At 65.0% G+C, this 19,710-nt stretch carries 18 protein-coding genes; 8 read left to right on the forward strand and 10 right to left on the reverse strand.

Features of this window, described 5'->3' with window-relative positions; all coding sequences use genetic code 11:
- On the forward strand, positions 1-1,184 hold a 1,184-nt coding region (gene mltA / locus PIGHUM_RS15350), incomplete at its 5' end, for a murein transglycosylase A (RefSeq protein ID WP_124080447.1).
- Between the two features lie 84 nt (positions 1,185-1,268).
- Here mltA and PIGHUM_RS15355 read toward each other — a convergent pair.
- The 3 genes from PIGHUM_RS15355 to PIGHUM_RS15365 are packed head-to-tail and all read right to left on the reverse strand — an operon-like array spanning position 1,269 to position 4,157.
- Positions 1,269-1,997 (reverse strand): DsbC family protein, encoded by a 729-nt coding sequence (locus PIGHUM_RS15355; RefSeq protein ID WP_124080448.1) that lies wholly within the window; start codon positions 1,995-1,997, stop codon positions 1,269-1,271.
- 48 nt (positions 1,998-2,045) lie between these two features.
- Positions 2,046-3,272, reverse strand: a complete 1,227-nt coding sequence (locus PIGHUM_RS15360) for an FAD-dependent monooxygenase (protein ID WP_124080449.1) — start codon at positions 3,270-3,272, stop codon at positions 2,046-2,048.
- 30 nt (positions 3,273-3,302) lie between these two features.
- On the reverse strand, positions 3,303-4,157 hold the full coding sequence (locus tag PIGHUM_RS15365) for a mechanosensitive ion channel family protein (protein WP_124080450.1): 855 nt from the start codon (positions 4,155-4,157) through the stop codon (positions 3,303-3,305).
- 355 nt (positions 4,158-4,512) lie between these two features.
- Here PIGHUM_RS15365 and PIGHUM_RS15370 point away from each other — a divergent pair, with 355 nt between their 5' ends.
- Positions 4,513-5,262: a DUF481 domain-containing protein gene (locus PIGHUM_RS15370; RefSeq protein ID WP_160142296.1), complete on the forward strand. Its 750-nt coding sequence runs from the start codon at positions 4,513-4,515 to the stop codon at positions 5,260-5,262.
- 108 nt (positions 5,263-5,370) lie between these two features.
- Here the strand turns inward: PIGHUM_RS15370 and PIGHUM_RS15375 are convergent, their stop codons facing one another.
- On the reverse strand, positions 5,371-5,694 hold the full coding sequence (locus tag PIGHUM_RS15375) for a DUF4148 domain-containing protein (RefSeq protein WP_160142297.1): 324 nt from the start codon (positions 5,692-5,694) through the stop codon (positions 5,371-5,373).
- A gap of 144 nt (positions 5,695-5,838) precedes the next feature.
- Between PIGHUM_RS15375 and PIGHUM_RS15380 the strand changes: the two genes are divergently transcribed.
- Entirely contained in the window at positions 5,839-6,780 is a 942-nt protein-coding gene (locus PIGHUM_RS15380; RefSeq protein WP_124080453.1) for a LysR family transcriptional regulator, read from the forward strand.
- Positions 6,781-6,789: 9 nt separating this feature from the next.
- On the opposite strand, the gene PIGHUM_RS15385 is transcribed toward PIGHUM_RS15380, so the two are convergent.
- From PIGHUM_RS15385 to PIGHUM_RS15410, 6 genes are all read right to left on the reverse strand, one after another.
- Complete coding sequence (locus tag PIGHUM_RS15385) at positions 6,790-8,394, reverse strand: bifunctional 3-(3-hydroxy-phenyl)propionate/3-hydroxycinnamic acid hydroxylase (RefSeq protein ID WP_124080454.1); 1,605 nt, start codon at positions 8,392-8,394, stop codon at positions 6,790-6,792.
- Positions 8,395-8,399: 5 nt separating this feature from the next.
- Positions 8,400-9,161, reverse strand: coding sequence for an IclR family transcriptional regulator (locus PIGHUM_RS15390; RefSeq protein WP_124080455.1), 762 nt, complete (start codon positions 9,159-9,161; stop codon positions 8,400-8,402).
- Positions 9,162-9,168: 7 nt separating this feature from the next.
- On the reverse strand, positions 9,169-9,996 hold the full coding sequence (locus PIGHUM_RS15395; RefSeq protein WP_124080456.1) for a VOC family protein: 828 nt from the start codon (positions 9,994-9,996) through the stop codon (positions 9,169-9,171).
- 210 nt (positions 9,997-10,206) lie between these two features.
- Positions 10,207-11,184 (reverse strand): Bug family tripartite tricarboxylate transporter substrate binding protein, encoded by a 978-nt coding sequence (locus PIGHUM_RS15400; RefSeq protein ID WP_160142298.1) that lies wholly within the window; start codon positions 11,182-11,184, stop codon positions 10,207-10,209.
- Positions 11,185-11,292: 108 nt separating this feature from the next.
- The gene (locus PIGHUM_RS15405) at positions 11,293-12,774 is read right to left on the reverse strand and encodes an aldehyde dehydrogenase family protein (RefSeq protein ID WP_124080458.1); all 1,482 of its coding nucleotides are present in this window, start codon (positions 12,772-12,774) and stop codon (positions 11,293-11,295) included.
- 22 nt (positions 12,775-12,796) lie between these two features.
- The gene (locus tag PIGHUM_RS15410) at positions 12,797-14,065 is read right to left on the reverse strand and encodes an aromatic ring-hydroxylating dioxygenase subunit alpha (RefSeq protein ID WP_124080459.1); all 1,269 of its coding nucleotides are present in this window, start codon (positions 14,063-14,065) and stop codon (positions 12,797-12,799) included.
- A gap of 337 nt (positions 14,066-14,402) precedes the next feature.
- On the opposite strand from PIGHUM_RS15410, the gene PIGHUM_RS15415 reads away from it, so the two are divergent.
- The 5 genes from PIGHUM_RS15415 to PIGHUM_RS15435 are packed head-to-tail and all read left to right on the forward strand — an operon-like array spanning position 14,403 to position 19,707.
- A complete protein-coding gene (locus tag PIGHUM_RS15415) occupies positions 14,403-15,596 on the forward strand; it encodes an FAD-dependent monooxygenase (protein ID WP_124080460.1) in 1,194 nt (397 codons plus the stop codon).
- Positions 15,593-17,350: a thiamine pyrophosphate-requiring protein gene (locus PIGHUM_RS15420; RefSeq protein WP_160142299.1), complete on the forward strand. Its 1,758-nt coding sequence runs from the start codon at positions 15,593-15,595 to the stop codon at positions 17,348-17,350. The genes PIGHUM_RS15415 and PIGHUM_RS15420 overlap by 4 nt, the downstream gene beginning before the upstream one ends.
- A gap of 27 nt (positions 17,351-17,377) precedes the next feature.
- Positions 17,378-18,352 (forward strand): tripartite tricarboxylate transporter substrate binding protein, encoded by a 975-nt coding sequence (locus PIGHUM_RS15425; RefSeq protein ID WP_124080462.1) that lies wholly within the window; start codon positions 17,378-17,380, stop codon positions 18,350-18,352.
- A 24-nt stretch (positions 18,353-18,376) separates the two neighbouring features.
- Complete coding sequence (locus PIGHUM_RS15430; RefSeq protein ID WP_124080463.1) at positions 18,377-18,895, forward strand: cupin domain-containing protein; 519 nt, start codon at positions 18,377-18,379, stop codon at positions 18,893-18,895.
- The gene (locus tag PIGHUM_RS15435; RefSeq protein WP_124080464.1) at positions 18,892-19,707 is read left to right on the forward strand and encodes an alpha/beta hydrolase; all 816 of its coding nucleotides are present in this window, start codon (positions 18,892-18,894) and stop codon (positions 19,705-19,707) included. Before PIGHUM_RS15430 ends, PIGHUM_RS15435 begins: the two co-directional genes overlap by 4 nt.
- The last annotated feature ends 3 nt before the right edge of the window (positions 19,708-19,710 follow it).

Consider the following 19,710-nt stretch of genomic DNA (forward strand, 5'->3'; position numbering starts at 1 on the left):
GCCCGCTGCCACCCCCCATCGCGCGCCCGGCCAACCTGCCTCCGCTGGCGAGCAGCAAGCACTACGCGCGCGCGAGCTGGCAGCAGCTCCCCGGCTGGAAGACCGATACGCTGGACGTGCTGTGGCGGCCGCTGCTGGCCAACTGCCGCACCCTCATCCTGCGCACCGGCAAGCCGGCGTCGAACACGGCGCCGCCTGTGGCCGACTCCTATGCCTGGCAGCGCACGTGCGCCGCCGCGCGCGACATGCCCGCCGTCCCGTCGGCCGAACAGGTCCGCGCGTTCCTGGAGCTGTGGCTGCAGCCCTGGTCGGTCCGCGGCCCCGCGGGCGAGCCGGCAACCGGCCTGGCCACCAGCTACTACGAGCCGCTGGTCCATGCCTCGCGCGAACGCGGAGGCGCCTATCAATGGCCGCTCTACGCGGTGCCGCCCGACCTGCTGACCATAGACCTGGGCGGCCTCTACCCCGAACTGGTCGGCAAGCGCGTGCGCGGCAAGCTCGACGGCCGGCGCGTCGTTCCCTACGACACACGCGCCGAGATCGAGCGGCCCGAACGCCAGCCGCCAGCCATCGTCTGGGTCGACGATCCGGTGGAAGCCTTCTTCCTGCAGGTACAAGGCACGGGGCGCGCAGTGCTGGACATCGGCCCCGGCCAGGGCAGCACCATCCGGCTGGCCTATGCCGACCATAACGGCCACCCCTACGTGTCCATCGGGAAGTGGCTGATCGACAAGGGCGAGCTCACCATGGCGCAGGCATCGATGCAGGGCATACGCGCCTGGGCGCAGCGCAATCCGGCGCGCGTCAAGGAGATGCTCAACGCCAACCCCGCCGTGGTGTTCTTCCGCGAAGAAGCCGTGGCCGACGCATCGGAAGGCCCCAAGGGAGCCTTGGGGCTGCCGCTGACGCCGCTGCGCTCGATCGCGGTGGACCCGTCCATCGTCCCGCTGGGCAGCCTTGCCTACCTGGCGACCACGCGGCCCAATACCCGCCAGCCCATGAACCTGGCCGTCCTGGCGCAAGACACCGGCACCGCCATCAAGGGGCCGGCGCGGGTGGACCTGTTCTGGGGATTCGGCGACGAAGCCGGCGACATGGCCGGCCGCATGAAGCAGGAAAGCCGGTTGTGGGTGCTGTGGCCGAAAGGTGAAGGCGTGCCTATAGGTTCCCCCCCTATGCGCTGACGCGCGCCCCCCAGGGGGCGGCACTGGCGGACCGGCAAAGCCGGATCCGCTGTGCCCTGGGTCAAAAAATCCTCGGCGGGATCTCTACATCGCCTCCAGGCGTTGCTTGAGGCTCTCGGCGGGAATCGCGCCGCCGACCCGGGTGTTGTCGCCGAAGATGATGGTGGGCGTGCCGGTGACCTGGAGCTTCTTGCCCAGGGCCAGGACTTCCTGGATGGGGGCGTCGCAGTTGGCGGACTTGGGGGCCTTGCCGTTGAGCATCCAGTCGTCCCAGGCCTTGCCGCGGTCGGAGGCGCACCAGACCGCCTGGGATTTGGTGGTGGAATCAGGCGACAGGATGGGATAGAGGAAGGTATAGATGGTGACGTTGTCTATGCCCTGCATGGTCCGCCGCAACTGCTTGCAGTAGCCGCAGTTGGGATCCTCGAACAGCGCGATCCGGCGCTTGCCGTTGCCGCGCACCTGCTTGATGGCGAGCTTGAGCGGCAGCTCGTCGAACTTCACCGCGAGCAACTGCTCCTTGCGTTCGCGCGTGATGTTCTTTTTGGTCGCGGCATCGATCAGGCTGCCGTCGAACACGTAGCTGACGTTCTCGTCGGTATAGACCAGTTCGCCGCCGATGCGGATCTCGTACAGCCCATAGGGCGTGCGGGAGACGCCGTCGATGCCGACTGCGCCGAAGCGTTGTTCGAAGCGCTGGCGGACAGCGCTCTCGGCCGCCGACGGCTGGGCCGCGGCGGCCTGCGCCCAGGCGGCGCCCACCGGCACCGCGCAGGCGGTCATCAATACCAGGGATGAAAACAGGCGTTTCATGGATTCTCCTCATCCGGCATACGGACTGCCTGCCGGTCTTCGTTCATTTCAAGCACCTGCCGCGCCATTGACCAGCAGTCGCTTGAGCAGCGGCAGCTTGTCCACGACGTCCAGCCCGGCATTGCGCAGCCACCCCACCGGAGCCGCCGGCGCGCCGAACAGATGGAACAGGCCGTCGGTGACGATCCGCATCGCCATCAAGGGCTCGGCACGCGCCCGCGCGTAGCGGCGCAGCAGGCGTTCGTCGTCCACGGCGCGGAACGGCTCGCGGCCGCCCAGCACCTCGGCCAGCGCTGCCACGTCGCCCAGGCCGAGATTGAGCCCCTGGCCGGCGAGCGGATGCACCAGATGCGCGGCGTCGCCCACCAGCACCACGCCGCGATGCGCGAGCAGCGGGCTGTGCTGCAAGGCCAGCGGAAAGCCCAACAGCGGACTGCGTACGCGCAGCGCCCCCAGCCTGCCGGCGGTTGCCTGCGCCAATCGGTGTTCGAGCACGGCGGCCTGCTCGGCCTCGGGCAGTTCCAGCAGCGCACGGGCCTGACCGCGCGGCATGGACCAGACCATGGAAACCTGGTGTCCGGCCGCCGTGTCCGGCATGGGCAGCAGCGCCAGGATGCCGTCCTGGGTGAACCATTGGCAGGCGCATTCCTGGTGCGGCAGCCCGGCATCCAGGTGCACCACGACGCCGGTGGCGTCGTAAGGCGTGCGCGCAACGGCCAGCCCCGCCATCTCCCGCAGGCGCGAATCGGCGCCGTCCGCGGCGACCGCGAGCCGTGCCCGTAGCGTCTGCCCCGAGGCGGTAGACAGCGCCAGGCCGCCTCCCGCGGGCGCCGGCGCGAATGCCGCCAGCGTATCGTCGGTCCAGCGTATGCCCGACCACTGCACGGCCTGCCGCAGCACCCGTTCCAATTCGCGCGATTCGACGATCCAGGCCAGGTAGTCGCTGCCCGCCTGCCAGGCGGACAGGCCGAGGCGGCCGGGACGACGGCCCGAGGCGGCATGATCGCCACGGATGTCCATGGTTCGCACGCCGGTGATGCGTTCGGCCGGCAAGGCCTCCCAGATGCCCAGTTGCGCCAGCATGCCGCGGCTGGCCGGCGACAGCGCATAGACGCGCGGATCGTAGGCGTCGGCCTCGGGCGCGGGCAGCGGTTTGCGCGGGCCCAGCAGTTCCACCCGCAAGCCCTTGCGCGCGAGCGCGAGCGCGGCGGCCAGGCCGGCAATGCCGGTTCCGACCACAGCGACGTCGGGAAGCGAAGAAGCGGCAGATGTCATATCAGGTTGTCCACAGTGTACAGCGCTCGCTCAGGCGCGGCCGGCCTCGGCCGCGAGCTGGCGGTAATAGTGGGCCAGGATGTCCTGCCCCGTTGCCACGCGCGCATTGCTCGGGCACGGGAAACGCAAGGCCACGTCCACCCGCTTCGCATCGACCGGTTCGATCAGCACCAGCGGCTGGCTGGCCGGCAGCGCGATCAGGTAGGCGCCCTCGATATGGCGGAAATGCGCGTCCGCCTGTTCCAGCCAGGGCGCGCAGACATTCTTGCCGGCCTGCAGCAGGCGCGCCTGCGCGCCGGGAATGTCGTCGCCGGGTTCGAGCGGCACCCGCACCGTTTCCAGCACGAACGTCCCCATCGCCGAATAGACCCGCACGGGGTTGGTCAGCAGGAGCATATTGGGAAAACGGCAGATGCGCCCGTTCACGTAGCCCGACGAGGATTGCTCCAGCAGCGCGGTGGTGAAGAGGTCGATGGTCAGCACCTCGCCCTTCATGCCGTTGATCTCGATGACGTCGCCGACCGAATACGAGCTCTGCGTGGCTCGCATCAGCGAACCGAGCGCGCTCATCACGTATTCCTTGCTCGCGATCGCGACCGCCGCCGCCAGCGCCGCGACCGACAGCGCGAAATGGCGCAATTGCCCGCCCCAGATGAACAGCATCAGCAGCAAGGTGAGGATGACGATGGTGTTGCGCACGGTCAGATAGCCCGTGCGCCGTTCTTCGTTCGACCCCGAGCCCTTGGCGCGGTAATAGCGAATGGTGGCGCGCGTGGCGAAGGTCGCCGCCAGCAGCACCAGCAGCGTGATGACCAACTGGCCGGGCGTATCGGAGGACTCGAACCACCTGATCAACGGGGCCCACAACGACGAGATGGCATCCATGACATGCAACGGCGGCAACCGTTCAGAAACAATTCACGCCATTCTACGTTGGCGGGAAAAGGCTGGGCAGTGTTAAGGTTCGGCGTGGGCGCCTCGCGCCCCGGCGATGCGGCAAGCTCCGCATCGCGCGCAGGAGCCGCTCCCGGGCACGTTTGATGCTGACCGGAATCGCGGCGGCTCTTGCATCATCGCCGCGTCTTGCGACGCGCTTCCCAGAGCCGCTTCCGGCTGCAAGGGCCGCTTTGGCGGGCCCTGCCGATGGCTCGTCAACCTCCGAATGGCTCACCGTCATCACGGATGCCAGGCCGCGTTCCCACCGGTATGCGGCCATGGCGCAACCATGGAGAACCTCTCGATGTTCCATACCGCACGCATCGCCGCGCTGGCCCTTGCCGTGGCCGCCCTGCCCGTCTGGGCCCAGGCGCCCTTGAAGACCGATGGGCAATGGCGCGGCTCGGTCAACGCCGGCGCCAGTCTCGCCAAGGGCAATACCGACTCCACCACCCTGAACATAGGCGCCAACGCCGGCAAGGCGACCGAGACGGACCGGTTGAATTTCAGTCTCACGGCGCTGTACGGCACCAAGAATGAAAACGGCGACAAGTCCGAGACCGCCAATCTCTGGCGCATGGGCGGCAAATACGACCGCGACATCACCGACCGCATGTTCGGCTTCGGCTCGCTGGACCTGGAGCACGACAAGCTGCAGGAACTCGACCTGCGCGGCGTCGCGGCGGGCGGCGTGGGCCGGCACATCGTCAAGACCGACAAGACCCTGTTCGACGTATTCACCGGCCTGGCCTACAACCATGAGCGCTTCACCCACGACACGCGCAATTCCGTCGAGTGGCTGCTGGGAGAAGAGTCGTCGCACAAGATCTCGGATACCACCTCCTTGCACCAGCGGCTGGCGGTCTATCCCAACCTGAGCAACGGCGGCGAATACCGCGTGCAGCTCGATGCCGGCCTGACCACCTCGATTACCAAGAAGATCGAGTTGAAGCTCACGCTGTCCAACCGCTATATGAGCAATCCGCAGCCCGGCGTGAAAAAGACCGATACCCTGCTGCTGACCAGCATCGGCTATCGCTTCGGGCCCGACTGAGCCCATCCCGCGCGGAAAATGTGAAAAAGCCCGCCGGCGTGTGGCTGGCGGGCTGGCGCGCAGGCGAGGTAACGCCCGCGCGCTGCGGCTATCGACGGCCGGCGCGCTTTATAGCGCGGCAGGCTCGTCGCCTGGCACCGTCACGCGGTGGCTCAGGCGGAACTCCTTGAGTTCCTGCTGCACCCGGGCGCGGTCCACGGACTGGCCGGCCTGTTGCAGCGGCGCGCTGGCTAGGTCCTCACGGCCATAGACGATGCCGCCATTGGCCTTGGCTTGCGCCAGTTCGGCCAGCACCTGGGCGCGGCTCAGCTCATGGGTGGCCGAGATCCCGGGGGGCGGGAAATCGTTGCCGTAGTTGTTGCCTTGGTCGGCATGGGCGGCGGCGCCCAGCAGCGAAGCGGCAATCAGAGCGGTATAGGCGAAGGCTTTCATAACTAACTCCATCTTGTTATCGTTGAAAGATCAGTCACGTTCAAGGGTATGTACTGATTGCTTGAATGACCGTGGAGTTATAGTGCGCCTTCCTGAGCGATAATTGAAATCAATACTCTCGATTATTGGTATAAGGATTCGATTATGCCTAGCCGCACCGACCTGAATCTGTTGCTGACGCTGGAGACCTTGCTGGCGGAACGCAACGTGACCAAGGCCGCGGCCAAGCTCAACAGCAGCCAGCCCGCCGTGTCGGCGCAGCTGGTCAAGCTGCGTCGCATGTTCGACGACCCGCTGCTGATACCGGGCGCCCGCGGGATGACGCCGACGCCGCGCGCCCTGGAACTGGCGCCGCGGCTGTCCGAGCTGCTCGATGGCTTTCGCTCCATCGTCCACGCCGAAGACTTCGACCCAGCCACGGCGCAGGCCCGCATCCTGATCGGCACCAACGACGCGACCCAATGCCGCATGGTGCGATGGTTCGGCGAGCTTGCCACGACGGCGCCGGGCATACAGATAGGCTTCGTCTCGGCCACTCGCGTCATGGTGCCCGACATAGAACAATACATGGCGTCGGGCCAGGTCGATATCATCATTTCCCGGCGCAGCGCGTTTCCCGACCGGCTGCACGTGCGCGGACTGGACGACGAATATTTCGTCTGCGCCATGCGCTGGGACCATCCTTTCAACAAGAAGCAGCTCACTGCCAAGGCCTTCGCAGCCATGCGGCACGTCATCGTCTCGCCGTTGGGCGGCGATTTCGCCGACACGACCGACGAAACCTTGCGCGAGATGGGGCTGTCGCGCACCACGGGGGTCTCGGTGCCGAACTTCCTGGTCGCCGAACAAATCCTGCGCAGCACGGATATGGTCGCGGTATTCCCCGCATCGCTGGCGCGCTCGATGGCGGCCAGCCTGAAGAGCTATCCCCTGCCCTACCCGGCGCCCAAGATAGAACTGGCGATGGCCTGGCACGTGCGCACCCACCAGAGCCCCGCGCACCGCTGGGTGCGCGACCAGCTCGCGGACCTGCTCATCGGCCAATTGAAGAACGACGCCGGCCCGCTGGCGCAGGTCGCCTGGTAGCCGGCCCGCTCAGCCCCGCCCGGCCGCGGCGTAGCGCGCGTACAAATCGTCCAGGCGCGCGGCATCGCCATCGCGCAGGAAGGCAAGCACGTAGCGATCCGGGCGGACCAGCACGGCCCGCGCCTGCGCGGCCGCCAACAAGCGTTCCAGCGCCCCCTCGCAATCGCGCACGAGAACGCGTCCGTCCCGCGGCTGCGGCATGGGCCAGGGGAAATCGTCCTCGGGCCGGACCAGCTCGACGCGCCGCATGCCCGTCGCGGCGATCAGGCGCTCGGCCTGCTCGGGCAGCGATTCGCCAACCCAGCTCACGCAGGCAAAGCCCTGCCCCAACGCCTCATCCAGCAACCGGCGCGCGCCCCCCGGCCACTCCACGCGCGGCTGCGGCAGCAACTGGCCGGCCTTGACCGCGTCGTCGGGCGCCCGGCAGGGCACGAAGAAGCCGTCGGCAAAGCGCGGCTTGGGCTTGAACTTGAGCTGCAGCACATAGTCGCGCGCGGGCCGATACAGGCTGCACAGCTTGAGCGCCCATTGCGCAGCCATCGCTCCCAGCCGGGATTTGGGCTGCATGTAATGGCCGATGCGTATCGCCATCTTGATCAGCGCCCAGGCGTGCGGCTTGCGTTCGGTCTCGTAGGTGTCCAGCAATTGCGGCCCCTGCCGGCCCTGCACGACGGCCGCCAGCTTCCAGGCCAGGTTGGCGGCATCGCGTATGCCGCTGTTCATCCCCTGGCCCGCGAAAGGCGGCGTCAGGTGCGCGGCGTCGCCGGCCAGGAAGATCCGGCCCTGCTGCCAGCGCTCGGCCTCGCGGGCATGGAAGGTGTAGACCACCTTGCGCGCGATGACCAGGTCGGCGTCCGAAGGCTCCCGGTCGCGTATCCAGCCGCGCAGGCGCGTGTCGTCGAGCACGTACTCCGGCGTCTCCCCGTCCTTGAGCATGAACTCATAGCGCACCGTGCCCTGCGGCCCGGGCAGCCGGATCGCGGGTCGCACGGGGTCGCAGTACGTACGCGTATGGCGGAACGGCGTCTTGCGGTCCAGCATGTCCACGATCAGCCATTTCTCGGCGAACGTGTTGCCCGACAGCGCGATGCCGAGCTGCTCGCGCACCCCGCTGCGGCCGCCGTCGCAGGCCACCAGCCAGTCGCAGCTCAGCGTCGCCGGGGCGCCGTCATGGTCCACTTGCAGCACCACCTTGCCGCCGTCCTGCGCGAAGCTGCGCAGCTCATGGCGGAAACGCACCTCGACATGCGCGAACCGCCGCAGCCCCTCGCGCAGCTGCGCCGCCAGGACGGCCTGGCGGAAGGCATTGCGCTTGGGATAGCCGAACTCGACCGACTGCGGTTCGATGCGGGCGAACTCCTTGTCCGCCCACGAGAAGTAGTGGACGCCATAGCCCGGCACGATCTGCGGCATGACCGCATCCACCAGCCCCGCGGCCTGCATCGTGCGCAGGCTCTCGTCGTCGATGGAGACGGCGCGCGGCTCGTCCACCGTCGAGACATTGCGTTCGAGCAGCAGTGTGGGGACGCCGTAGACCCCGAGCAGGTTGGCCAGGGTCAAGCCGGTCGGGCCGGCACCGAGGACGATGACCGGAAAGTGTGTGGTTGCTTGCATGGTGCTTATCTTTTCGTGCGTGCCCGCAGGCGTTCGGTTTCAAGGGCCGATTCGATGGACGAGGCGGCCGAGAAGAGCTTGGACAGCACCGCCTGGCTGCGCCCCCCGGGCAGCCTGGACAGGGGAATGACCACGCTGAGGCTGCCCAGCACGCGCGCGCCGTCCAGCAGCGCCACCGCGATCCCCGCCAGCCCCGGATCGACCTCGCTGTGCGTCACGCAGGCCTTGGCCTGCTTGAGCGGCTCCAGCGCCGTGAGGAAGCCGTCGAAAGCCGCCGGGAAACCCGCCGCCTCGATGGCCTTGCGGTCCCGCTGCCACAACCGCTCCAGTTCGCCCTGCGGCAGGTGCGCCAGGATCACCTTGGAGGTCGCGCCGCGGTACAGCGGCATGGCGCGCCCGCGCTCGTAGCTCACCGGCGTCGCGGCATCCGTCGGCAGCTCCTGGTGGATGCACAGCACCTTGTCGCCATGGACCCTGCACAGCAGGATCGTGCCGCCGGTGTCGGCGGCCAGCCGCCGCAGCATCGAGCCGGAAGCCTGCAGCAGCGGATCGGCCAGCCGGATCTGCCGGTCCAGCTCGACGATCAGCGGCCCCAGCGCATAGCCCCGGTCCGCCACCCGCTCCAGCAGGCCGGCGGTCTCGAGCGCCTTGAGATCGCGGTAGATGCTCGCCCGCGACACGCCCAGTTCATCCATGAGCTGGGCCGGCTTGCGGACCGGATGGTCCAGGTCGAAAGACCCGAGGATGCGCAACAGTCGGTCTGACATGGCCGGCTCAATCGCGCATGATCGCCTTGCCCCATTGGTTCAGCGTGCGCTCTTCGTGCACCCAGAGGCCAGTGGGCCGGTCCGGGGCGCAGACCTCGATCTCGGCCGAGATCTCGGCCAGGTTGCCGTCGGGATCGCGCACCATGAAAAACACGTCGTCGCCCGGGCCGTGGCGGCCGATGCCCCAGACGATGGTTTCGCGCACGGCCGCCATGTGGTCGCCCCAGTGCTTCATCGCATCCCACGAGGTGGTCTCGAAGGATTGGTGGTCGAAGCCGGCCATGGGCGCGCGGAACAGCGCCAGGGCATGGTGCAGGCTCTCGGTGCGAAGAAAGCAGGCGCGCAGCACGCCCTCGTCGTCCTGCACGCGATCCGAAATCACGAAGCCCAGCACCTCGCCATAGAACGCCGCCATCGGCGCCGGGTCGAGCGTGCGCAGCGCGAAATGCTGCAGGTGGGCGGCGGGCAGCGCATCGGCCGCCAGCGCGGGGCGCTCGGGCGCGTGCATGAAGACGATCCGGTTGCCGTCCGGATCGCGCACCGCCACGGCATCCTCGCAGGTCACCGGCAGGCGCGGCACCTCCGTGGCCACGCCCGCGGGCAGGCGGCCGCGGAAGGCTTCCCAACGCGCAGCATCGGCAAAAGCGTAGGCCGCATAGACCAGTTGGTTCGCAGGACCCGGCGAGACCAGCAGCAGACGCCCCTCGGCTTCGCAGATCCAGGTCTCGCCATCCTGGCGGGGAGCCATCCCGTGGCTGCGCTCATAGAACGCGGCCAGTTTCTGGGGATCGGGTGAGGTCAGATGCAAATGATGAAGTGCGCAGCCCAGTTCCATGTCGGTCTCCGATGGATTTCTCGATGGCTGCAACTATCGGCGCTGGGCCATGATGCGTCAACGCATTTTCTCACCGGCTGAGACAAACCCGTAGGCCAAGACTGGGCGGCCAAGCCGTTTCCAGGGCTCTGCCGGGCGGCGGCCCGTACTGCGGATCATTGCCCCATGGCCGGCACGGGGCAATGACGCAAGGCGATGCCGACCCAATGCTCAGTCGGCCGTCACCCCGGTCGCCTTGACCACTGCGCCCCATCGGGCGATTTCTTCCTTCATGAAAGCACCGAACGCCTGGGGCGTGCTCGGGGCGACTTCGAACTGCATTTCTTCGAGCTTGGCCTTCACATCGGGCATCTGCAGAATCCTCGTCAACTCGGCGTGGTAACGCCGGACGACGTCGGGAGACGTCCCGGAGCGAACGAGGAAGCCGATCCAGGCTATCGCCTCGAAGTCCTTAAAGCCGCTTTCAATCATCGTCGGCACATCAGGCGTCGCTGCAACACGCTGCCTTCCGGACGACGCAATCAGCCGCAGCCTGCCGCTGGGGACGTAGGGCAACGCATTTCCCGGCACAAGGAAAGCTGCCTTGACATTCCCGGCGACCAGGTCGGTAAGCGCGGGTCCCGCGCCTCGATACGGAACGTGCGTCATCTGCAAGCCGGCCGAGGCGCGGAACATCTCCATCGTGAGATGCGACGCGCCGCCAGTCCCTACCGATGCGTACGGAAGGCCCGGGTTCGCTTTGACGTACGCGACGAAGTCTTCGACCGAGCGCACGGGCAACGAAGGATGCACCACGAGATACTGAGACGTCGAAACGCCCATGGTCACCGGAGAGAAATCCCTGACGGGGTCGTAGGGAAGGTTCTTGAACAAGGTATTGTTCACCACCAGCGGGGCATTGACTCCGACCAGCAAGAGAGAGCCGTCCTGCGGACCCTTGGCTACGTGATCGGTTGCTATGTTTCCCCCTACACCGGGCCTGCTATCCACGATCACCGTTGTGGACAGCGCCTGCGCCAGCTTCGGTGCGACGAGGCGCCCAAGCACGTCGGCGGTGCCGCCGGCCATCGGCACGACTACGTTGATCTGCCGAGGTGGAAACGCCGGCTGGCTTCTCGCCGCGAAACTCGCGAACAACGCGACGAGAAGCGGCACGACAAGAATCTTGCTCGAGGACAATGTGTTCATGATGCGGGACTCCATCGTATTGAGCGTGCTCGGCGAGTCGGAGTCGATCTCGCCGCAGTTGTTATCCTGGTTATTCGCCGGGCTGACAGGCCTTGGGGGCCAGCGTACTTACGGCGATTGCTCGAATGACGTGATGGTCTGGCTGTGCAAGTACTCACGGATTCCCTGCAAGCCCGACTTTCTGCCCATCCCGCTTTGCTTTACGCCGCCATAAGGCGCACGATGGTTGATGGCGAGAATGCCGTGGCTATTGATCCAGACTTGTCCGGACTCGATCCGCCGGGCTACTTCGATGGCCTCTTCCACATCCCGTCCCCAGACGGATCCACCAAGGCCAAAGCAGGTTGCGTTCGACCTGCCGATCGCCTCGTCGATGCTGTCGAACGTGCCGACGGGGACTGCTGGACAGAACTGCTCCTCCATCACGAGCCGCGCGTCGTCGGCCAGATCGGTGACCAGCGTGGGCCGCATGAAGTAGCCGTCATCGAATACCCCGGCGTCCAAGACGGTGCCCAGTTCGGACACGCTGGCGCCGCGCGTTTCGGCATCGAGAACCAGCTCTCTTGCGCGCGACAGGCCGGCCTTGCTGTGCAGCGGACCAAGCGTCACTTGCGGCAGCAGGCCGTCGCCGACGACCAGCTCGTCGATCGCCGCAGAGAATTTTTCAAGGAATTCATCCTTGCGGGATCTATGCACGTAATAGCGCTTGATCGCCATGCATACCTGGCCGGACATCATGAATGTCGCCGTCATCATTCGCGCGATCGCCGCCTGATCGAGCACTACGTCTTTCAGCAGGATGGCGGGATCGTTGCCCCCCAGTTCGAGCGTCAAGCCCTTGATGGTTTGAGCGGCGTTCGACATGATGTGCCTGGCGGCGGGAATGCTGCCGGTGAACCCGATCTTCCCGACATCCGCGTGCGTCGTGAGCGCATCGCCGATCTCGCCAGGCAAACCCGTCACGACGTTAATAATTCCCGGCGGCAGGCTTTCGGCGAACCGGCGGACAGAATCGATCAAGGTGAGAGGACATGATTCCGGCGGTTTCAGAACGACGCCGTTTCCGGCCAGGAGCGCGGCGACGACCTGCGTGAACGCCAGAATGTCCGGCGAATTCCAGGGCACGATCGATACGACCACGCCATAGGGCCTGGATGTCACTATCGTGCGGCCCGTTTCGCACTGGACCCGATGCTCGGCGTCGAGTTCATCGGCGAACGAGAGCGCCACGCGCTGGCGCTTCGGCACGCTGACGAGCTCCGCGCGCGCCTGGGAGAACGGTTTGCCGTTCTCGCGAACGAAAACCTCCGCGCGGGCATCGACGTCCTCCTCCAGCTTTTTCAGCCCCGCTTCGAGCGCAAGCGCCCGCTGTTTGAAGGTGAGACCTTCCCAGGCGGGCTGTGCCTTCCTGGCCGCCGCCACGGCGGCATCGACCTGGGCCGGGGTGCCTCGAACGACCATACCGACGACTTCAGCAGGCCGTGCAGGATTGCGAACTTCGAGCCGATCGGAACTGGCGATCTCCTTTCCGCCTATCAGCAGATTAGCGACTATCGGCTCTCGATGACGAGCAGCTTGATCAAGCATCATGGTTTTCCAGGTTGGTTTCAAGTCAAACGCTGAAAACGGGCTTTTCCAGCGATGTCAAAGCATCTTTGGCCCATTCCTCCGCCTTCGCGCCGCGATCCAGGAGCACCGATGCTGCGCGAACACGCTGCGACATCGCATCCAGCGCCGGAGGTTCGGCGCCGCCGTCGAGCTCTCGCGCCGCCCGCGCCAGCATCCTGCGCGCCATGACGATGGCCCGGTCTGTGGCAACCAGGTGCTCCTTCGAATAATCCTGGATCGGACCCATGCTTTCTTGCAGCGAAGCATCCTGCACCGAGAACCCCTCCACCCCGCTGAAAGACATCTTGTCCTTCTGCGCCTTGCGGTCGACGAGCCAATCGTTGCTCGGGTTCGCCAACGGGACGAATGTGCCGGGGATGTACTTCACGTGGATGCCTTTGCCCTCTCTCATGGCTTGGAGCTCATCGTCAGGCAGCGGACGATCCGGCAGGAAGTTGATGCTCCACGCCCAGCAGCTCTCGTCGTCGATGGGAATCCACATGTGGCCGCCCAATGCATGAGGGCCGAACGGCGGGATCAAGGTAAACCACGGGAATATCCATTGCGTAATGCGCCAGTAGTGTGAGTCTTCTTCACCATTTCGCCGGCCGAAGATCGTCAAGCCGTGCGCGGCCTCTTCGATATCGAAAACGGCGTTCGTATCGGCTTTGATGTACTTGTTGGCCTCCGCCTGCCTGTGCATCGGGTCCTGGTCCAGTTCGAACCGATGAACCCAGGACGCATGCGTCGTGTCGATGCCTCCTTCCATTGCCTGCAGCCAGCCGCTTTCCTGATAGCGCTTGCTGACGAACCGGTGGCTGGCCGGAACCATGCACCATTCGAGCTCCGGGGGCTCGGGCATCCGGTCGGACTGGCCCATATACGCCCACAGGACGTCGCCCCGCTCGATACATGGATAGGACCTGATGTGCATCCTGTCTGCGAGATGCGGAACCGACGGCAACTCCATGCAGCGACCGTCGACGCCGAACTTCCAACCGTGATAAGAACAGCGAATCCCCCCCTCCTCGTTTCGGCCCAGAAAGAGCGAGACGCCACGATGCGCGCAGAACTCGTCCACCAGCCCTGGTCGACCGTCGGTGTCGCGAAAGGCGATCAGCTTCTCGCCAAGTATCTTCACCCGCACGGGTGGGCAATCAGGCTCCGCAATTTCCGATGCGAGCATCACCGGAACCCAGAATCGGCGCATCAACTTGCCCATGGGTGTATCGGGACCCGTGCGCACCAACAGTTCTGCAGTCACCTTGTCCATAAGTTCCTCAAAGAGTGGGAGAGTGGAGCAGCGAACCAAGTCGCTTTTATGTATGTATACATACAATATTAAACAGTGGCAAGACGATCGTCAATAAAATCAGCTCGGTGAATATCCATGAAAAACATTGATATGTATGGCATATCCTATTCAAAAATGCTGATGTAACTTTCCGATTGACAGAGCATCAACCCATCTTTATTGTATGTATGAATACGTTTAAACGCACGACCACTAGCCAAACGGCCGAGTTCCGCATTGCCTCGGTTGCGTTGCCGGGGCAGACCGTGTGGATGAGGGTCGTTCGGACCGGTTTTAGAGAGCCTTACAGGAAATCATGAATACGAAGCTTCGCGTCACCATCATTGGAGCCGGCCTCGGCGGCCTGGTCGCGGCCATCGCGTCCAAACGCGCCGGATTCGAGGTCCGCGGTTTTGAACAAGCGAAGGCATTCGGCGAAGTCGGCGCCGGAATCCAGCTCGGGCCGAATGCGGTAAAAGTCCTGCGAGCGCTCGATCTCGAGCAAGGCCTGTTCGAGTTCGGCGCACAGCCTCGAAATCATGTTGCCCGCAGCTGGAAATCAGGACGCGAACTGTTTCGCTCGCCCACTCGGGATGCATGCGTAGAACAATTCGGGTCTCCCTTCTTCCAGGTGCAGCGCTCGGATCTCCACCAGCACCTGCACGGCGCGCTTCCCGATGACACGTTTCTGCTGAACAAGAAGATGACCGGGTTCACCCAGAGCGAGAACTCGGTCGTGGCGCGCTTTGACGATGGAACCGAGGTCGAATCCGACGTCCTCGTCGGTGCGGACGGCATCCATTCCACCGTCCGGAATGAGCTTCTAGGAGCGGGGAAGCCGCGCTACACGGGAGTCATTTGCTGGCGCGGCCAAGTCGACGCCTCCCGTTTGCCGTCCGACCTCATCCCTCCGGATTCCTTGAACTGGATGGGGCCAGGCGGCTGTGTGGTGCACTATTTCGTGCGGCCGGGACGGCTGGTGAATTGGATCGCACATCGGCAAGTCGACGTCTGGGCGGACGAATCGTGGTCCAGGCCCGGCGACAAGAATGAGCTGCTGGAAGCCTTCACAGGATGGCACCCGTCGCTGCTGCAGATGTTCGAAGCCACGGAAACCTGCTTCAAGTGGGCGCTGTTCGACCGCGATCCGCTTCCGACCTGGACCAAAGGCCGAGTCACGCTCCTTGGCGATAGCGCGCACCCCATGCTGCCTTTCTTTGCGCAAGGAGGCGCGATGGCGATGGAAGACGGCTACGTCCTTGCCCGGGCGCTCGCGCGCAATCCCGATCCGATTGCAGGTCTGCAAGCCTATGAGGCGCTGCGGAAAGAAAGATCCACGCGCGTGCAGCTCAGTTCACGGGCGCGCGCCGATTCTATTCAAACGACTTCGCGGCTGGCCCAGGTCAAGCGCGACATCGGATTCAAGGTCGATCAATGGTTGCGTCCCGCAGGGGCCATCCGGCGCGCCGATTGGATCTACGGCTACGACGCGACGGCGGTGTCCGCATGAACGCGCGCCTGTCGTATTCGAGAGAGCTTGTCGAAGTGCCCGAAGGGGATGCAGGCGATGCCATCGTCGCGGCCCTGGCAGCGGGTGGAGTCGACTATGTGTTCTTCACGTCGGGGTCGGAAATCTGCTTCTATCAAGAAGCGATCGCCAAGGCCAGGGCAACCGGCCGCCCGGCGCCGAAGCTGATCGTCATGACGCACGAGCACGCCAGTTTGAATGCCGCGCTCGGGTACAGCGCCGTGACGGGCAAACCTTCTGCGACGGCGGCTCATGTAGACGCCGGAACCTTGCATCATGGCGCTGCAATCCACACCACAATGCATGCGCACCTGCCCATCATCATGACGGCGGGCTTTCCTCCCACCAGCGCAACGGGATCCACGCGGGCGGCCAGAAACACCGGTGCGCACCTGTGGCTGCAGGAGACCTTCGACCAGCACTCGGTCGTCCGCCAGTACGTAAAATGGGATCACCAACTGAAGGGGCATGACGATCCCGGCCTCCAGGTAAGCCGCGCGATTCAAGTGGCGACGTCCGAGCCTTGCGGGCCCGTCTATCTTTCGGTGGCTCCCGAGGTCTCGATGGCTGCCAGGCAGGCGAGCAGCTTTCCCAGCGCCCGGGCGCTGGGAGCCGCGACACCGCCCGCGCCGGATCCGGATGGAATCGAAGAGATCGTCGCAAGAATTCTTGCTGCGGAGCGTCCCTGTCTGATCGTCTCCGGCTCGGGGCGAAATCCCGCGACCGTCCCGGAACTGGTGTCTCTGTGCGAGCTGCTGGGGCTGCGCGTCGTTCACGGGGCGACGCAAAGCTATCTGAGCTTCCCTTTGGCGCACCCGTTGATGCAGATCGAGTCCGATCTGCGGAATTGCGACGTGGCCGTAGTGCTGGAGACCGACGTTCCGTGGATGCCTGGAGAGCGGGCGCCGGGTGGCGATGCGTGGGTCGCCGTTCTCGGCCTCGATCCCATCAAGGGCAAGATTCCCACGTACGAGTTCACGGCCGATATGCGGCTTACCAGCGACTCGCTTCGCGCCATCCGGGCCCTTCGGGCGGAGGCGGACAGAACCATGACGCAGCGTGACCGCGATCGCGCCGCGTCGCGGCGAGAAGCTGCGGGGCAGGAGTCGAATGCGCAAAGAGAGGCCTTGTCCAGACTCGTACCGCCGGTCGAACCCGGCGCTCCCATTCACCCCTTGCATGTCAGCCAGGCGCTTGGCGAGTTGCTGAGCAGGGACTCGATCGTCTTTGACGACACCCTGCCCCACAACCGGATCCATCAGTTTCTTCGCAACGACGCGCCAGGCAGCTTCTTTCACACGCCGGGCACCAGCGGCGGCTGGGCGGCCGGGGCGGCATTCGGGGCCAGCCTGGGCGCGCCCGGAAAAGACATCGTGGCGATAACAGGCGACGGTTTCTACATGTTCTCGACACCGACGCCGGCTCTTTGGGCCGGCGTCCGGTACGCAGCACCGTTCCTGACGGTGGTCTACCAGAACCGAAGCTGGGCTACGGGCACAGTGCGGCTGGCGTCCATGTACCCCGATGGCCACGCACTGAAGGCCGACTGTGACGGCGGTTACTTCGATCCTCCGATGGATTTCGCGCTGGAGGCCGAGTCTGCGGGCGCGTACGGCGAGAACGTCCGCGAAGCATTTCAACTCAAGCCGGCGCTGGAGCGTGGCCTGAGGGCCGTCAGGAGCGGCAGACCCGCGGTGATTTCCGTTTGGCTGCCACGCCACCTGCACAAAGATTAACTCCCCCCACGAACCAGGACTGACATCATGGACGCTTTCCGTCGGCATTCCCTACGCCTGCTGCTTTCGCTTGCCGCTGCCTGTAGCTTCCCGGCAGCCGCCCAGACTTTCCCGTCCCAGCCGATCACGATCATTCTTCCATATTCGCCGGGCGGTGCCGTGGACGCGATGGCGCGTCTCCTCGCAACAAAGCTCGGGGAACGGCTGCAAGTGCCTGTCGTGGTCAAGAATGTCGCAGGCGCCAGCGGAGCCATAGGGATGGCAGAGGTTGCCCGAGCCGCAGGGGACGGTTACACCCTTTTGTACGCCCCCAGCACCATCGCCATTCTGCCCGCTTTCTATCACAAGCTGAGCTTCGACCCCGGGAAGGACCTGGTGCCAGTGAGCCAGTTCCTGGAGGGCACGTTGCTGGTCGCGGCGAATCCGAATACCGACATCAAATCGCTGCAGGAACTCATCTCGCAAGCCAAGGCCAGACCTGGAAAACTCAACTTCGGCTCTTCAGGAGTTGCCGATACCCTGCAATTGGGTATCGAGATGCTGAAGGTAGACACAGGTACCGACATGGTGGCTGTACCTTACAAGGGCCAAGGGCCCATGCTTGTCGCCCTCCTGGCCGGGGAGGTGGATGTGGCGGTCGTGTCGGTCCAGCTCTCGCTGCCGTATATCCGCAATGGGAAGCTGCGCGCACTGGCGGTAACCAGCCCGAACCGCTCGCCCGCATTGCCCGAGGTTCCGACCGTGAGCGAGCTTGTTCCGGGATACGAGCTCGCCAGTTGGCATGGCGTCTTTGCTCCGGCGAGCATGCCTCCAGATCTCGTGCGACGCCTCCAACGCGAAATTGCCGAGGTCAGCAAAGATCCCGCGGTCCGAAAGACCGTAGAAGATGCGGGAAACGCGGTCCTGGGAAGCACTTCCGAAGCATTTAGGAAAAAATTCGAGGCCGAGATCGTAAAGTACAAGAATGTGGTCAAGCAGGCACAGCTGCCACTCCAGGATTGATCCAGGACCGGCAAGGAGAGCGTCATGAATGAACTCACGAAAGGGCCGTCTCGGGTGATCGGGCCCGACGAGGGCCAATCTTTCTGGCAGCCCGGCCCGCATCACGGCCATATGACCATCAAAGTCGGGCCGGGCGTCGAGGACGACTCCGATCCCGGATTCGCCTTCGGCACCCAGGTGCTGCCGCCGGGATGCTACGTCAGAGAGCACGGCCATGCGCGAAACACCGAGATTCTCTTTATCTATGAGGGCACGGGAAGTGCAGAGCTCGACGGTGTTTCGCAACGCATCGGGCCCGGCTCGACGATTCTGCTCGGCAAGTATGTCGGGCACACCATCACCAATGACGGCGCCGTCGACATGAAGTTCGCCTGGTTCTTCACGCCGCCCGGCCTGGACGACGTCATTCGGGCCGTAGGCATTCCGAAGTCCGAGGGTGACAGCCCGCCCCAAAGCTTCGAGCGCCCGGCAAACATGCCGGAGATACTGAAAGCGGCGGGCTACGCCACTGCCGAAGAGATAGCCGCCGCGGTGCGAGAATGAGCGGCGTCGTTTACGGCAACATGAGCCGCGCCGAGTTGGATGCGGCCTACAACAACCAGGCAGCCCACCGGGACTTCGCTGCGCAAACCGCGATGTGGCGGTCTCGGTCCGACGCGCTGCGCGAAGAATGCAACCCTCGATCGAATCTGCGTTATGGCGAGCGCCCGCGGGCGGTGCTCGATTACTATCCGGGCAACGCCGCCGAGGGACCGCTGCTCGTCTTCGTGCATGGCGGCTACTGGCAGGGCGGCTCCAAAGAGTCCGTGGGTTTTCTGGCGCGCGGACCGTTGGCGGTCGGATTCTCTGTCGCGCTGATCGAGTACACCATCGCTCCCCAGGCCAAGATCGGCGACATGATCGAGGAGGTGGGAGAAGCCCTGCGCTGGCTTCGCTCGCACGCTCGCCAGCTCGGATTTGACGAGCGCCGCATTGTCATGGCGGGGCACTCTGCCGGCGCGCATCTGATGTGCAACCTGATGGGCGAGGTACCGCTGCTTGGCGGCGTGGCAATCAGTGGAATCTACGATCTCGAACCGATCCGGTACTCCTACCTCAACGAACAACTGGGCCTGAACGAACAAGACGTCCGCAGTTTCAGCCCGATCCTGATGCCGCGGACCTCCAGCGCCACCCTGGTAGTGGCGGTAGGGGCCGACGAACTGGACGAACTGATTCGCCAATCCCGCGACTTCTCCCGGGCCTGGAATGCTCCGCTCCTCGAGCTGCGCGGGCGCGACCACTTCACGATTCTGGAAGAACTCGCCGGCAGCGACGGGCAGTTGTGTCGCGCGCTGCGCCAACTGGCTGCTTGAGCA

This window comes from Pigmentiphaga humi, from assembly GCF_900606115.1.
Classification (GTDB): domain Bacteria; phylum Pseudomonadota; class Gammaproteobacteria; order Burkholderiales; family Burkholderiaceae_B; genus Pigmentiphaga; species Pigmentiphaga humi.

Bases quoted from the DNA above. Each gene is read 5' to 3' on its own strand.
- PIGHUM_RS15355 (WP_124080448.1), bottom strand. From the start codon at position 1,997: ATGAAACGCCTGTTTTCATCCCTGGTATTGATGACCGCCTGCGCGGTG.
- PIGHUM_RS15360 (WP_124080449.1), bottom strand. From the start codon at position 3,272: ATGACATCTGCCGCTTCTTCGCTTCCCGACGTCGCTGTGGTCGGAACC.
- PIGHUM_RS15365 (WP_124080450.1), bottom strand. From the start codon at position 4,157: ATGGATGCCATCTCGTCGTTGTGGGCCCCGTTGATCAGGTGGTTCGAG.
- PIGHUM_RS15370 (WP_160142296.1), top strand. From the start codon at position 4,513: ATGTTCCATACCGCACGCATCGCCGCGCTGGCCCTTGCCGTGGCCGCC.
- PIGHUM_RS15375 (WP_160142297.1), bottom strand. From the start codon at position 5,694: ATGAAAGCCTTCGCCTATACCGCTCTGATTGCCGCTTCGCTGCTGGGC.
- PIGHUM_RS15380 (WP_124080453.1), top strand. From the start codon at position 5,839: ATGCCTAGCCGCACCGACCTGAATCTGTTGCTGACGCTGGAGACCTTG.
- PIGHUM_RS15385 (WP_124080454.1), bottom strand. From the start codon at position 8,394: ATGCAAGCAACCACACACTTTCCGGTCATCGTCCTCGGTGCCGGCCCG.
- PIGHUM_RS15390 (WP_124080455.1), bottom strand. From the start codon at position 9,161: ATGTCAGACCGACTGTTGCGCATCCTCGGGTCTTTCGACCTGGACCAT.
- PIGHUM_RS15395 (WP_124080456.1), bottom strand. From the start codon at position 9,996: ATGGAACTGGGCTGCGCACTTCATCATTTGCATCTGACCTCACCCGAT.
- PIGHUM_RS15400 (WP_160142298.1), bottom strand. From the start codon at position 11,184: ATGAACACATTGTCCTCGAGCAAGATTCTTGTCGTGCCGCTTCTCGTC.
- PIGHUM_RS15405 (WP_124080458.1), bottom strand. From the start codon at position 12,774: ATGATGCTTGATCAAGCTGCTCGTCATCGAGAGCCGATAGTCGCTAAT.
- PIGHUM_RS15410 (WP_124080459.1), bottom strand. From the start codon at position 14,065: ATGGACAAGGTGACTGCAGAACTGTTGGTGCGCACGGGTCCCGATACA.
- PIGHUM_RS15415 (WP_124080460.1), top strand. From the start codon at position 14,403: ATGAATACGAAGCTTCGCGTCACCATCATTGGAGCCGGCCTCGGCGGC.
- PIGHUM_RS15420 (WP_160142299.1), top strand. From the start codon at position 15,593: ATGAACGCGCGCCTGTCGTATTCGAGAGAGCTTGTCGAAGTGCCCGAA.
- PIGHUM_RS15425 (WP_124080462.1), top strand. From the start codon at position 17,378: ATGGACGCTTTCCGTCGGCATTCCCTACGCCTGCTGCTTTCGCTTGCC.
- PIGHUM_RS15430 (WP_124080463.1), top strand. From the start codon at position 18,377: ATGAATGAACTCACGAAAGGGCCGTCTCGGGTGATCGGGCCCGACGAG.
- PIGHUM_RS15435 (WP_124080464.1), top strand. From the start codon at position 18,892: ATGAGCGGCGTCGTTTACGGCAACATGAGCCGCGCCGAGTTGGATGCG.